Origin of the sequence: Coprococcus sp. AF38-1 (genome assembly GCF_003603945.1) — a bacterium.
In the GTDB taxonomy this organism is placed as follows: domain Bacteria; phylum Bacillota; class Clostridia; order Lachnospirales; family Lachnospiraceae; genus Coprococcus; species Coprococcus aceti.
The window spans coordinates 273,010-287,058 of sequence record NZ_QVGO01000004.1; the positions used below are offsets into that span (position 1 = coordinate 273,010).

12 protein-coding genes are annotated in these 14,049 nt (G+C 45.6%); 1 reads left to right on the forward strand and 11 read right to left on the reverse strand.

The window, feature by feature from the left end:
- Positions 1 to 324: 324 nt before the first annotated feature.
- The 6 genes from trpA to DW025_RS07515 all read right to left on the reverse strand — a co-directional run bounded on the left by trpA (position 325) and on the right by DW025_RS07515 (position 6,394).
- Positions 325 to 1,095 (reverse strand): tryptophan synthase subunit alpha, encoded by a 771-nt coding sequence (gene trpA, locus DW025_RS07490; protein ID WP_207666806.1) that lies wholly within the window; start codon positions 1,093 to 1,095, stop codon positions 325 to 327.
- A complete protein-coding gene (gene trpB / locus DW025_RS07495) occupies positions 1,088 to 2,272 on the reverse strand; it encodes a tryptophan synthase subunit beta (RefSeq protein ID WP_055280369.1) in 1,185 nt (394 codons plus the stop codon). Before trpB ends, trpA begins: the two co-directional genes overlap by 8 nt.
- Before the next feature lie 87 nt (positions 2,273 to 2,359).
- On the reverse strand, positions 2,360 to 3,244 hold the full coding sequence (gene trpC, locus DW025_RS07500; protein ID WP_119999422.1) for an indole-3-glycerol phosphate synthase TrpC: 885 nt from the start codon (positions 3,242 to 3,244) through the stop codon (positions 2,360 to 2,362).
- Between the two features lie 49 nt (positions 3,245 to 3,293).
- Positions 3,294 to 4,307, reverse strand: coding sequence for an anthranilate phosphoribosyltransferase (gene trpD, locus DW025_RS07505; RefSeq protein ID WP_117549910.1), 1,014 nt, complete (start codon positions 4,305 to 4,307; stop codon positions 3,294 to 3,296).
- 28 nt (positions 4,308 to 4,335) lie between these two features.
- A complete protein-coding gene (locus tag DW025_RS07510) occupies positions 4,336 to 4,902 on the reverse strand; it encodes an anthranilate synthase component II (RefSeq protein WP_119999424.1) in 567 nt (188 codons plus the stop codon).
- Positions 4,883 to 6,394 (reverse strand): anthranilate synthase component I family protein, encoded by a 1,512-nt coding sequence (locus tag DW025_RS07515; RefSeq protein ID WP_119999426.1) that lies wholly within the window; start codon positions 6,392 to 6,394, stop codon positions 4,883 to 4,885. The genes DW025_RS07510 and DW025_RS07515 overlap by 20 nt, the downstream gene beginning before the upstream one ends.
- 781 nt (positions 6,395 to 7,175) lie before the next feature.
- On the opposite strand from DW025_RS07515, the gene DW025_RS07520 reads away from it, so the two are divergent.
- Complete coding sequence (locus DW025_RS07520) at positions 7,176 to 8,555, forward strand: MATE family efflux transporter (protein WP_119999428.1); 1,380 nt, start codon at positions 7,176 to 7,178, stop codon at positions 8,553 to 8,555.
- Here the strand turns inward: DW025_RS07520 and DW025_RS07525 are convergent.
- The 5 genes from DW025_RS07525 to DW025_RS07545 form a co-directional block, all read right to left on the reverse strand.
- Complete coding sequence (locus tag DW025_RS07525) at positions 8,521 to 9,885, reverse strand: MATE family efflux transporter (RefSeq protein ID WP_117550554.1); 1,365 nt, start codon at positions 9,883 to 9,885, stop codon at positions 8,521 to 8,523. The genes DW025_RS07520 and DW025_RS07525 overlap by 35 nt on opposite strands.
- A 245-nt stretch (positions 9,886 to 10,130) precedes the next feature.
- Positions 10,131 to 10,973: a hypothetical protein gene (locus DW025_RS07530; RefSeq protein WP_022217400.1), complete on the reverse strand. Its 843-nt coding sequence runs from the start codon at positions 10,971 to 10,973 to the stop codon at positions 10,131 to 10,133.
- A 136-nt stretch (positions 10,974 to 11,109) separates the two neighbouring features.
- Complete coding sequence (locus DW025_RS07535; protein ID WP_117549916.1) at positions 11,110 to 11,973, reverse strand: aldo/keto reductase; 864 nt, start codon at positions 11,971 to 11,973, stop codon at positions 11,110 to 11,112.
- 87 nt (positions 11,974 to 12,060) lie between these two features.
- Entirely contained in the window at positions 12,061 to 12,537 is a 477-nt protein-coding gene (locus DW025_RS07540) for a flavodoxin (RefSeq protein WP_243002904.1), read from the reverse strand.
- A 409-nt stretch (positions 12,538 to 12,946) separates the two neighbouring features.
- Positions 12,947 to 14,038: a PTS transporter subunit IIC gene (locus DW025_RS07545; protein ID WP_015534420.1), complete on the reverse strand. Its 1,092-nt coding sequence runs from the start codon at positions 14,036 to 14,038 to the stop codon at positions 12,947 to 12,949.
- Between the last annotated feature and the right edge of the window lie 11 nt (positions 14,039 to 14,049).

Sequence of the window (14,049 nt, forward strand, 5' to 3'; positions counted from 1 at the left end):
TTGCTGCCCCGGATACCGGGCAGATGCATATTCAGTTTTCATTTGAAATCTGCCCCATGCCCAAAAGGCAACAAAAAAAGAGTCATGATCGCAGACTTGTAGCACTTGCTACTCATCATGTTTTCAAACTCTTCTACTTAAAATATGATTTATTCAATTTTCATTATGGATATCAGCAATCGCTGATGTATATGTTATATCAAAAACTAATTGTGGTGTCAACATATTTATAAATATATCTATAAAACACAAGAGAGCCAGATTTCTCCGACTCTCTTAAATATGCATCCACAAATGCATACCCCAATTAGTATCTATAATTTCCTACCTTATCGCATCCTTCATGCTCTTCACATAATCTCTCACATAAGGCACACAGTCCTTGCCGTACTGGGCACACAGCTTGACGATGGCTGAACCGACGATGACACCGTCTGACTTCTCCGCCATCTGCTTTGCCTGCTCAGGTGTGGATATTCCGAAACCTACAGCGCAAGGAATGTCCTTCGCCTTCTTCACCAGATCGACCACTGCTCCTATGTCTGTGGTGATCTTGGTTCTGGTTCCGGTTACACCGAGTGATGACACGCAATATACAAATCCACTCGCATCATTTGCGATCATGGATATTCTCTCATGGGATGTAGGTGCGATGAGTGAAATGAGATCCACATCATACTGCTTGCAGATTCCATCAAACTCGCCCTTCTCCTCGTAAGGAATGTCAGGAAGGATCAGACCGTCTATGCCAATCTCCCTGCATGTGCTGATGAATCTCTCCGAACCGTACGAGAACACGACATTTGCATATGTCATGAACACCATAGGTATTGTCACTTTCTTGCGGAGCTTTCTCACAAGGTCAAATACCTTGTCTGTCGTCACGCCGCCTGCAAGCGCTCTTATATTTGCGCCCTGAATGACCGTACCCTCGGCTGTCGGGTCTGAGAATGGGATTCCCAGCTCTATAAGGTCTGCACCGGCCTCAACCATTGCGTATACTACCTCCTCTGTCACATCCAGCGACGGATCGCCACATGTCACAAATGGTATAAATGCTTTTCCATGTTCAAATGCTTTTGCTATATTACTCATGAAGATCCTCCCCTCTGTATCTTGCGATGGCTGCAACGTCCTTGTCTCCACGTCCTGATACATTGATCACTATTATTTTATCCTTGTCCATTGTAGGTGCCAGCTTCATGGCGTAAGCCACAGCGTGTGCGCTCTCTATCGCAGGGATGATTCCCTCGATCCTTGACAGATACTCAAATGCATCAACTGCCTCGTCATCTGTGATCGCCACATACTCTGCACGTCCGATGTCGTGAAGGTATGCATGCTCAGGTCCGATTCCCGGGTAGTCAAGTCCCGCTGAGATCGAATATACAGGTGCGATCTGACCAAATTCATCCTGACAGAAGTAGGACTTCATGCCGTGGAATATACCAAGCTTTCCGGTTGCGATGGTTGCCGCTGTCTCAAATGTATCAACACCTCTGCCTGCTGCCTCACAGCCGATCAATCTGACGCTCTCGTCAGGTATGAAATCATAGAAAGCTCCGATGGCATTTGAACCGCCGCCCACACATGCCATGACGACATCAGGAAGTCTTCCCTCCTTCTCCATGAGCTGTGCCTTGATCTCTTTACTGATCACAGCCTGGAAATCACGGACGATCTCAGGGAAAGGATATGGTCCCATGACTGAGCCGAGTACATAGTGTGTGTCATCGATCCTGCTTGTCCACTCACGGAATGCCTCAGATACCGCATCCTTCAGTGTGGCTGTTCCAGTCTTTACCGGATGAACCTTTGCACCCAGAAGTCTCATTCTGTACACGTTGAGAGCCTGTCTGATCGTGTCCTCCTCGCCCATGTATATCTCACACTCCATGCCCATCATGGCTGCAACTGTAGCTGTTGCAACTCCGTGCTGTCCGGCACCGGTCTCCGCGATAACTCTTGTCTTGCCCATTCTCTTGGCAAGGAGCATCTGTCCGATTACGTTGTTGATCTTGTGCGCTCCTGTGTGGTTCAGATCCTCTCTCTTGAGGTATATCTTCGCTCCGCCCAGATCCTTTGTCATTCTCTCCGCATAGTAAAGTCTGCTGGGTCTTCCCGCATACTCGTTGAGCATCTCTGTGAGTTCTCTGTTGAACTCCGGATCATCCTTATATTTCTTGTAAGCCTCCTCCAGCTCCAGCATCGCATTCATCAGAGTCTCTGGAATGTACTGGCCGCCGTGAACGCCAAATCTGCCTTTTGACATATGTTTTTCCTCCTGTTTTTGTCTTCTCAGATATATTTTCAAATGTAATTTCTACACTTTTGTATTGTGTTTCTTCTATATAATATGTTACTCGCCTCTAAGTTCCGCAAACAACTTCTTCTTGTCGGGACTTCTCATAAATGTCTCACCTATGAGCACCGCATCAGTTCCATTTGCCTTGAGCCTGTCTATGTCCTCTTTTGCCTTGATTCCACTCTCAGACACATACACCATCTTCTGGGGTGCTAAAGTGTCAGCCGCAGCTCCTGTACCAGTGACAGGTACCTCCGTCCCCATATGGGTGGCTGGCACCGTATCCGGTATCAGCTTTCTAAGACGAACACTGTTCATGATGTCCACCGTAAATGTTCTGAGGTCTCTGTTGTTCACCCCGATGATGCCGGCTCCGCAGGCTATCGCCCGTCTGACCTCATCCTCATCGTGAGCCTCAACCAGAGCCGACATCCCAAGTTCATGCGCAAGCTGCAGGTATAATCCAAGCTGCTCGTCATCCAGTATTGCGCAAATCAAAAGCACCGCCGAGGCTCCTATGACCTTTGCCTCATATATCATATACTCGTCAACTGTAAAATCCTTCCTCAGCAGCGGTATATTTACCTCCTTCTTTATATCCATCAGGAACTGATTGCTTCCCTGGAAATAAAACGGCTCAGTGAGCACCGATATGGCTGAAGCACCAGCCGCCTCATATTCCTTTGCGATCTCAACATAGGGAAAGTCAGGTGCGATAAGCCCCTTGGAAGGCGATGCCTTCTTGACCTCACAGATAAACGATATTCCATCCGCTGCCAGATTATCCCTAAATGGGAACTTACTATATGGGCTGCTGCCGTTATCCGTCTCTCTGGCAACTATATCAAGTGCCTGTCTCTTCATCTCCTCAAGAGGAACTTTTTTCTTCTGCTCCGCCACACGTTCCTTTGTCTTTTCCGCTATCTCATCTAATATCATCTCTTACCTCTCTATGCAACCTTCTATCATAGTCTGCGATGAAGCTTATCTACTCATTTGTCAGTCTTACAAATGCATCAAGCGTCTCAGCAGCCTTGCCACTGTCGATCACGTCCTCTGCCACCTTTATTCCGTCTGCTATGGAGTCTGCCTTGCCTGCAATGTAGATACAAGCTGCTGCGTTCAGTACAACTGCATTTCTCTTGGCTCCAGTAATCTTACCTGACAGGATATCGCGGGTGATCTGTGCATTTTCCTCAGGATCGCCGCCCACCAGATCCTCCTTACTGCACCTCTCAAATCCGAAATCCTCTGGCTTGATCTCATACTTTGTGATCTCGCCATCTTTGATCTCTGCTACAGTTGTAGGTGCGCTCATGGAGATCTCATCCAGACAATCCTGTCCGTATACGACAAGTCCCCGTTTTACGCCAAGACCAACAAGTACAGGAGCCATCTGATCAACAAGCTCCTCCTTGTATACTCCCATGATCTGCATCTGAGCCTTTGCCGGGTTGGTGAGAGGTCCAAGGATATTGAATACTGTCGGTATTCCAAGTGCCTTTCTGACCGGACCTGCATATTTCATCGCCTTGTGATAAACCTGGGCAAACATAAAGCTCATGTTGCACTCAGCGAGAACCTTGCCCATCTTTTCAGGTGATATGGAGATATTTACACCAAGAGCCTCAAGTACATCCGCTGCTCCACTCTTGCTCGATACGCTTCTGTTGCCGTGCTTTGCGATCGGTACTCCGGCTGCTGCTGCAACTATACCACTCGTTGTCGATATGTTAAATGAATTCGCACAATCCCCACCTGTTCCCACGATCTCAAGAACATCTATTCCGTCATGTGGAAGAGACTCCGCATGGTCTCTCATTCCATTTGCACTGGCTGTTATCTCATCAAGTGTCTCGCCCTTCATATGAAGCGCTGTGAGATATCCCGCCGTTGTCTCTCCCGGCACCTGGCCGCTGAATATTTCATCCATGCTGGCATATGCCTCATCGTATGTAAGATCCTGTCCTGCTGCTGCCTTCTTAAGAGTTTCCTGTATCATCGCCATATCCTCCTTATTTTATATCATTTTATATCTCCAAAAAATTCCTGAGCATTATCTTGCCCTTCGGTGTCAATATCGACTCCGGATGGAACTGAACTCCGTATACCTCGTGATCCCTGTGTTTTACTGCCATGATCTCTCCATCCTCCGTTCTTGCTGTGACCTCCAGACATTCTGGGAAATTCTCATCGGCTGCTGCCAGTGAATGATATCTGGCAACCTGTATCTTGCTCTGAAGTCCTCTGAACAATCTGCAGTTCAGATTCACATCAACCAGCGACATCTTTCCATGCATAAGTTTCTTTGCATATGTGACTGTCGCACCATATGTCTCACAAATCGCCTGATGTCCGAGACACACGCCGAGGATTGGTACTTTTCCTGCAAAATATCTCACCGCTTCCTCACACATTCCCGCATCCGAAGGTCTTCCGGGTCCCGGTGAGATGATTATGTGATCCGGATTCATCGCCTCGATCTCCTCACAGGTGAACTCATCATTTCTTATGACCTTTATATCCGGATTTATTGCCCCCACAAGCTGATACAGGTTGTAGGAGAAGCTGTCATAGTTATCTATAAGTATTGTCATTTGTTTTGTCCTCCTTGTATTTATTGTGGCTCATTGTGAGTGCTGTTGTAACTGCCTTTGCCTTGTTGATACATTCCTGGAACTCATTTTCCGGAACACTGTCCGCCACGATTCCCGCTCCGGATCTGACAAATACCTTGTCACCCTTTTTGTATGCGATCCTTATGGCTATACATGTATCAAGATTCCCTGTGAAATCTATGTATCCTATGGCACCACCATATATTCCTCTCTTGTTGTTCTCCAGCTCGTTGATGATCTGACACGCCCTGATCTTCGGTGCCCCTGAGAGGGTTCCTGCCGGAAGTACCGCATCTACGGCTGACAGCTCATCATACCTGCTGTCATCGATCTCTCCTTTGACCGTTGACCCGATATGCATTACATGTGAGTACCTCTGAACCTTCATGTACTGCTCAACCTCAACAGTTCCGAACTTGCTTATCTTGCCAAGATCATTTCTTCCGAGATCCACCAGCATGTTGTGCTCCGCCAGCTCCTTCTCATCCGCCATAAGTCCGGCCTCAAGTCTCATATCCTCTTCCTTTGTCTTTCCCCTCGGTCTCGTTCCAGCAAGAGGAAATGTGTGGAGCACGCCATTCTCAAGCTTTACCAGTGTCTCAGGCGATGCGCCCGCAACCTCTATCTGGTCGCCGCTGAAGTAGAACATATACGGAGAAGGATTTGTGCTTCTGAGAACCCTGTATGTATTGAACAGTGAACCCTCCATCTCAGCCTCAAGTCTGTTGGACAGAACCACCTGGAAGATATCTCCCTCGAATATGTACTTCTTTGCCCTCTCGACCATGCTGCAATATTTTTCTTTATTGAACAGAGGCTTGAAATCACTCTTCATCTTAACCGGCTCTATCTCAGCCATCTCTCCATCGAGGATTAGCTTCTTCATATCTTCTATGTCAGCAAGTGCCTTTGCATATCCGGCTTCTATATCGGACGTGTCAGCATTTGCAATGAGGATCAGCTTTGACTTGAAATTGTCAAATGCAATGACCTTGTCAAATAACATCAGATCCAGATCCTGAAACCCTTCATCATCCTCGGCATCGATCACAAGCTTCTTCTCACTGTACTTTATATAATCATATGAGAAGTAACCAACAAAACCTCCTGTAAACGTTGGAAGTCCTTCTATCTTTGGACTCCTGTAATCCTTGAGTATCTCTCTGATGAATACCTCAGGATGAGTATCGTCCGCTTCCTTTATCACATTTCCATCTATATCCTTGAGCTGTATGTGTCCATTCATGCATGTGACATCAAGCTTCGGATTGTAACCAAGAAATGTGTACCGTCCCCACACCTCCTGATTCTCCACGCTCTCAAGTATGTAACAGTGCTCATTTGCCGCTTTCAGCTTTCTGAGTAAGTTGATAGGTGTGATCACATCCGATAACATCTCGCAGCACACCGGAACCATCCTGTATCCGTCCGCCGCATATTTCTTTGCCTCGTTAAGTTCTGGTCTTATCATGTCTCATCCTCCTTGCCAATTAATCCATTATGAGCAGACGCATGAAAGGCGCTTCTCGCGGCGTCTGCGTGCTTCACAACATGTCGTCAAGCGTAGCTTGATGACCTACTCGCACATCAGTGCGTTTCCTTTTTAGGATTCCTCCCGCTTATGCGGGTCCCTCCTTATGAAAATAAAAAAAACCACAGGACATAAAAAAATTCCTTATCCTACAAACATTAGGACAAGAAATCTAATCTCCTGCGGTGCCACCTAATTTCATCAATAAATAAAAAAAAATATATATAAATAATTTATATATATTTATATATATCGATGCCCTCGACCATATACAATCATATATGTACCTTCTATAACGGTAGGTCTCCGTCTCCCCTACTTGAATCTGAAATCTTTCGGTTTGCCCTCACAAGTCCATTCACCTGCACTCCCATCGCTGCAATCACACCACCTGCAACTCTCTGAACATGTTATATGCCGCTACTCCTCTTGATCAACGGTTTATCTTATATCTGTAACCATAATGCGCTTTCCTAGTAAATTTGTCAAGAATAATTTTTCAAGTTTTTGCTATATTTTCACTCGTTTTTTACTGTTTCCCGCATATTTGCTGGACTTTTTCCACTTATCATTTATTTTATACTTTCTTTATTATTTGTTGATTGACTACCCCATCTAACTGAAATATTCTATACATTAGGCATTATAATAGAGAACACATCTATTCAAAATATAATCTTTTCCGAAAAATTCGAAAAGTTATCAACATTAAGGAGCAGTTATGAACACAAGTACAATTTCTTCAAATTCTGAAGAGAGGATGGGCACGGCGCCGATATTTAAACTTATGCTCTCCATGGGCATTCCAACATTTGTGGCGCAGCTCATCAATCTCTTATACAACATAGTGGACAGAATATACATAGGACATATCCCCGAGGTAGGCGCAGCATCCCTCACCGGAATCGGACTGTGTCTCCCGATCATCACCCTTGTAAGTGCATTCAGCGTGTTCGTGGGCGCGGGCGGAGCACCTCTGGCTTCCATTGCTCTCGGTAAAGGCGACAGGGACAAGGCACAGCGCATCCTGTCAAATGGCGTAACCCTGCTCATCATATTTACAGTTATTGTTATGGCTGTCATCTACACATTGAAGAAACCGCTTCTGTATTTCTTCGGTGCCAGCGATGCCACCTATCCACATGCCGATGACTATCTGAGCATTTACCTTATAGGCACTATATTTGTCATGATCACCACCGGACTGAACACATTTATCACAGCCCAGGGACAGTCAAAGACCGCCATGTTTTCTGTGCTCATAGGAGCCATATTCAACATCATCCTCGATCCGATATTCATATTTGCACTGAACCTCGGAATCAAGGGTGCGGCCATAGCGACCGTCATATCCCAGGCGATAAGCGCGGCATGGGTTATCAGATTTCTGACATCCAGCAAGGCTAGTCTTCGCATATCAGCGCAGATGATGCGCCCACAGGGCAAATTGATACTGTCCATCGCAGCTCTCGGTGTGTCACCATTTATCATGCAGGTCACGGAGAGCCTTATAACCATCGTGTTCACTCACGGGCTCCAGAAGTACGGCGATGACCTGTACGTGGGATCATTCACCATACTCCAAAGTATCATGCAGATTATATTTATCCCGATGAGCGGTTTCTCCCAGGGAGTCCAGCCCATCATCAGCTACAACTACGGCAAGGGCAACGTGGACAGAGTGAAGAAGACATGTACCATACTGATAACCATGTCCATCATAGTGTCATTTGTCCTGGCTGGGGCCGCATTCCTGTTTCCGTCCGTGGCAGCCGGAATATTTACCTCGGATGAATCCCTCAAAGCACTCTGTGCAAAAGTTCTTCCGATATACATATTCGGAATGATGTTCTTTGGCATACAGAACGGATGTCAGCAGTCCTTCATATCCATGGGACAAGCAGGCAAATCCCTTATATTTGCACTGCTGAGAAAGGTCATACTGATAATCCCACTCGCGATCATCCTGCCATACTGCACGCACTCAGTCATGAGTATTTACTACGCCGAGCCTATCAGCGACATAGTGTCCGCATTCTCATGCGGCGCAACATTCATGCTGACATTTAAGTCAATGATGAAAGGTGCAGGGAAGAAGTAACCCTCCTCATTTTCCTTCTCAGCAACACCATGCCCACCACGCACGACACGATCTCCGTGATCGGGAATGCCCACCATATCAGTGATACATCCGCCTGACCGCCTCTGACCAGAGCCGCAAATGCTCCGGCAAGCGGCAGGATGATTATCAACTGTCTGAGCAGCGATATCACAAGCGATTCCACACCGCCTTCAAGGGCCTGATATATTCCCTGAAATGCAACATTTACCCCGGCAAATACGAAACTTAGGGAGATTATCCTCATGGCGTCTATAAAATACACTCTGGACTGTCCCGCATTAAAAAGTCCGGCAAATGCAGCTGGAAACAGCTCTGTCACAGCCATTCCAAACACCATCAGCACTATTGTGTAGATTATTCCATACTTAATCGCATCATTTATCCTCTTTCTGTCACCCATTCCATAGCTGTATGCCGTGATCGGGGTGATCGCATCCCTGAGTCCAAATGCGAGAAACAGCACAAACTGCTGAACCTTGTAGAACAGACCATATGCAGTCTGCGCCGACTGGTTAAACTTGAGAATGAGATTCAGCGCGTATACCATGATGGACATAAGTGCCTGGGCTATGATGGCCGGGAGTCCTATGGCATATATTCCCCGGATGATTCTCCAGTCAGGCTTCATGTATGCACATCCATGTTCAAATTCCTTATTAAGTCTCAGATGGAACACGCACAGCAGAACCGCAGACGCTATCTGACCTATAATAGTCGCATAGGCGGCTCCTCTGACACCCATCTCAGGAAATGGTCCCACTCCGTATATGAGAAGCGGATCAAGTATGATGTTTATGACAGCTCCCATCACCTGACCTATCGTTGAATACATGGATCTGCCAGTTGCCTGAAGCAGCTTCTCAAACAACGAGAAGAATATTATTCCAAATGAATACACACAGCATATTCTTAGATAATCCACAGCCATCTCTGTGACCTGCGTGTCCATAGTCTGTGAGACTATATAAGTCCTCACTCCCAATATTCCAAATAACAAACACACCACATATATTACAGCACCGAGAAACAGACTGTTGCCAGCCACCTTGGCAGCTCTTTCCTTATCACCCTGACCAAGGGTTCTGGCAATAAACGCATTTGTGCCGACTCCCGTGCCTATGCCCAGAGCAACCATGAGCATCTGCACCGGAAATACCAGCGTGAGGGCATTTAACGCAGCCTCACTTCCCACCTTCATATTTCCCACAAATGCGCTGTCTACGATGTTGTACACCGCCTGAAGCGCCATGGAAAGAATCATAGGAATACCCATCTGGATCATCAGCTTTCCAACTGGCATATCTTTCATCTTATTTCTCTCTCTGTTTTCCTCTTTGTTCTTATCTATTTCTTCCACTCTTCAAACTCCTTTCCCTGAACAAAAAAAGCAGCTACCGCCTAAGTTAGTTGGACTTACGCTGAATAGCTACACACTAGAAAATTATTATATATACACATAAAAAGCGAGTGACAAAACTGGATTTACGCAATCTTTGCCACTCGCTTTCGATGTGTATTATACTTTTTGTTTTTGAAAAAGTAAAGTTGTAAAATTTATAATGGACTGAACATGTTATCCAGAATATCCTGATAATTTCTGTCACCAAGTGTCTCTATAGCTATTATCATCGTATACTTTCCGTCATCTGATCTTACTATTACATTTGTCAGAGAGTACTCAGTTCCAGACATATCAGCCGTTGCTGTACATATGTAGTGCTCTTCGCCAAATACTGTACACTTGGAATAATCAGTCTCAATATTGCTTGCTTCAGCGCCAATTCTACTTGCTGTAGATGTAATAACAGTATCCATCTGAGCAACAGTTGCCTTTGCTACTGTATTCTCATCAGCCCACACATCATAACCGTAATTTCCACCACCCTTAGGGGACTTTATTTTGAGCAGAATATAGTGTGTACCATCATTTGCACAGAATGCATAATCGTTTCCTACCGTAAAGCTATTGTCCAGATTATCCAATGCCCTCTGTACAGTCTCATCGCTATTGGAATCCTCCACAACCTCAGAGATATCGGTGGCAGTCAGTAATGAACCTCTTGTCTGAATTCCATAGCTTCCTTCAAGGTTGATCTTAAATCCAAAATACGAATTCTCATAACCATTCTTGGTGTATACACCTACTATTGAAGGATCAGCTTCTGCCTCTTCACTGTCCTCTGTATCTTCCTCTGTGTCCTCCTCATCAATGGCGACCGAACTGTCCTCAGTATCATCTGCAGTGTCCTGTGTTTCAGTATCCTGCTCCTCTGTTGCTGCTTCTGTCTCAGCTTCAGTTGTAGCCTTAGTTACAGAATTGTCATTGCCCCCACAGCCTGTCAGCATCAATCCCATCATCATTGCAGCCACTACAATATAACTTGTTCCCTTTTTCATATTGTTCATTTCCTCCTAAATGTATAAAATTAGCAACATCTCTATTATAAGGTAACTATTATATTATGCAAGATATTTATGATTGCAAACTATACAAACCTGACGGCTGTCCACTATAGCTATGAACTTTTCTTTATTATATACGTCCACCATATACAGGAAAACCACTGCTCGCTCCATAGCTCTCGATCTTCTTGAAATTCTTAAGAGCCTCCATATCCTCTGCACTTATCTCGAAATCGACCTCTGTATTGCTCTTCATGTGCTCTGGATTGGCCGTCTTTGGCAGTGAAATTGTTCCGAGCTGGATAGTATATCTGATGCAGAGCTGTGGAACAGTCACACCATACTTGTCCGCCATAGCCTTGATCTCAGGCTGATTGAGTATCTCACCATGTGCGATAGGTGAATAAGCCTCAACAAGTATATCGTTCTTCTGACAGTAATCCACCAGTTCTATCGGAGTATTGCTGATGTGAAGAAGTATCTGGTTGACCATAGGCTTGATCTCAGCAGTCTCCATAAGGCTCTCGATATCACCGATCTGGAAATTGGATATACCAATAGCCTTGAGCTTGCCTTCCTTGTATGCCTCCTCAAGTGCTCTCCATGCTGCTCTGTTGCCCTCCACGTATCTGTCATCGCTCTGATTTACCTTTACCCAAGGCTGTGGGCTGTGAATGATCATCATATCGAGATAGTCAAGTCCCATCTTCTCAAGCGTTCCATCGATTCCCGCCTTGGCCTCCTCATATGTCTTGTGCTCAGCCGCAACCTTTGAGACTACGAACAGTTCTTCTCTTGGAATACCACAGGTTCTAACTCCTTCGCCTACTCCGCGCTCATTGCCGTATGCCTGTGCAGTGTCAATATGTCTGTAACCTATCTTTACGGCCTCCCTCACGGCATCTGCTATCTTGTCATCGTCGATGAACCATGTTCCAAGTCCAAGCTTTGGAATTGCTACTCCATTGTTAAGTGTGTAAGTTTCTTTTAACATTTTTATATCCTCCTGTTTCTTTTTATTTCAATTTCAAATTATTTCCAGCTATGTTTATTACATCTGTTCAGTTACTTATCTGACACATTACTGTCCAAGGCCGAGCCCGCTTATCCAGTCGGCCACATCCTGCTGTGTCACACCCGACGAGAATCTCTGACCATCCTTCCAGTCTCCGCTTCCTGCCTCAGAAGCCAGATCATCTGCACTGCTTCCCAGTCCTGAGCTCGCCGATGTGCAGAACGGATATACAGTCTTGCCAGTGAAGTCATTTGCCTTGACAAATGAATCTACCGGCCATGCAGACGTTCCCCACCATATAGGATAACCTACAAATACCGTATCATACGATTCCCAGCCAGGAACTTCAGTGGTGGTAAGCTCCACATCCCTGAGGCTTTCGTCATTGTGTTCCTTTGATACCCTGCTGCTGTCATCATTGTAGTTCAGATCATCCGATGTATACTCCTGGGCCGGGGTGATCTCAAATATATCTGCTCCTGTCTCTGCCGCTATATATTCTGCAGCATCTTTTGTATTTCCAGTTGCTGAAAAATAGATCACCAGAGTCTTACCTGTCTCTGTGTCCTCCTGTCTGTTTTAACTACCATATTTTCGAAAAACGTCAGGAACTGTTTCTCTGACATATCTAATAATACTCTTTGGAGTTCACTTCAAGGCAAGGACTTTTTTGTATTCTTGATTTTTCTATCGTCTGCTCATTTTTGCTGTATTTTCACTCCACAAATCAAGCACCATATATTTTGTATCTTTTTCCTTCTGAATCACCCATTTTAGGAAAATATTATCTCCTTTTCCATATAAAAAGGCCCGAAAGACACAAAATCTGTAAATTTGTATCTTTCGAGCCAATTTCAATCTTATTTGCGAAAATATTGTATCTTTTCTGTTGTAATCTGCCTGATGGAAACAATTTTGAGATAATTTTCCTCCACCGGATTTCAGCCAATCTTTATGATAAAGTCATATCTCCATCCTTAACCCAGCCGAGTTTTCTCACCACCATGTTGATGAGCGGGCAGAGAACTGCAGGAAGTACAAATGAGATTAGGATCAGACCAACCCAGTCCATAGCTGTGACCGCTGTCTTGCTTCCCGCCTCGATATCATTCATCCAGCCTGTGTATACTCCGATCTGTCCAACCAGACCACATGTACCCATACCTGATGATACAGGAGTTCCATTCATCTGAAGCTTGAACAGACATGTTGCAAGAGGACCTGTGATCGCAGAGGTAACTATAGGTGCGATCCAGATTCTCGGATTCTTGATGATGTTACCCATCTGGAGCATTGATGTTCCGATTCCCTGTGAAACAAGGCCACCCCATTTATTCTCTCTGAATGACATAACTGCAAATCCAACCATCTGCGCACAACATCCCGCCACAGCAGCACCGCCGGCCAGACCTGTAAGTCCGAATGCCGCACATATCGCAGCGGATGATATCGGAAGTGTAAGTGCCACACCGACGAGAACTGATACCGCAATACCCATCCAGAACGGCTGAAGGTTTGTAGCCAGCATGATGAGATCTCCGACCTTCATGGCTATGGCACCGAGTGTAGGTGCAAGAAGTGCAGACACAGCCACACCACTTCCGATGGTAACCAGAGGTGTCACCAGTATGTCAATCTTTGTCTCCTTTGAGACAACCTTTCCAAGTTCAGTTGCAATAACTGCAATAAAATAAACTGCCAGCGGGCCTCCTGCGCCGCCCAAGGCATTTGCCGCAAATCCAACTGTTATCAGTGAGAACAATACGAGCTGTGGTGCCTTAAGAGCATATCCTATAGCCACCGCCATCGCAGGTCCTGCCATAGCAGATGCGAGACCTCCAACTGTATAATCTGTTCCATTCACGGTCGCAACAACCGCTTTAAGAAATGGCACACCAAACTGATTGCCAAGTGTGTTCAGGATAGTTCCGATAAGCAGAGTACAGAACAATCCCTGTGCCATGGCACCGAGAGCATCTATTCCGTATCTCTTGACACTGAACACGATGTCTTTCTTCTTCAAGAATCCTTTTACCTTTTCCATCATTTTCTCCT

Coding starts and splice junctions, on each gene's coding strand:
- trpA (WP_207666806.1), bottom strand. CDS start 1,095: ATGAGTAATATAGCAAAAGCATTTGAACATGGAAAAGCATTTATACCA.
- trpB (WP_055280369.1), bottom strand. CDS start 2,272: ATGTCAAAAGGCAGATTTGGCGTTCACGGCGGCCAGTACATTCCAGAG.
- trpC (WP_119999422.1), bottom strand. CDS start 3,244: ATGATATTAGATGAGATAGCGGAAAAGACAAAGGAACGTGTGGCGGAG.
- trpD (WP_117549910.1), bottom strand. CDS start 4,307: ATGATACAGGAAACTCTTAAGAAGGCAGCAGCAGGACAGGATCTTACA.
- DW025_RS07510 (WP_119999424.1), bottom strand. CDS start 4,902: ATGACAATACTTATAGATAACTATGACAGCTTCTCCTACAACCTGTAT.
- DW025_RS07515 (WP_119999426.1), bottom strand. CDS start 6,394: ATGATAAGACCAGAACTTAACGAGGCAAAGAAATATGCGGCGGACGGA.
- DW025_RS07520 (WP_119999428.1), top strand. CDS start 7,176: ATGAACACAAGTACAATTTCTTCAAATTCTGAAGAGAGGATGGGCACG.
- DW025_RS07525 (WP_117550554.1), bottom strand. CDS start 9,885: ATGAAAGATATGCCAGTTGGAAAGCTGATGATCCAGATGGGTATTCCT.
- DW025_RS07530 (WP_022217400.1), bottom strand. CDS start 10,973: ATGAAAAAGGGAACAAGTTATATTGTAGTGGCTGCAATGATGATGGGA.
- DW025_RS07535 (WP_117549916.1), bottom strand. CDS start 11,973: ATGTTAAAAGAAACTTACACACTTAACAATGGAGTAGCAATTCCAAAG.
- DW025_RS07545 (WP_015534420.1), bottom strand. CDS start 14,038: ATGGAAAAGGTAAAAGGATTCTTGAAGAAGAAAGACATCGTGTTCAGT.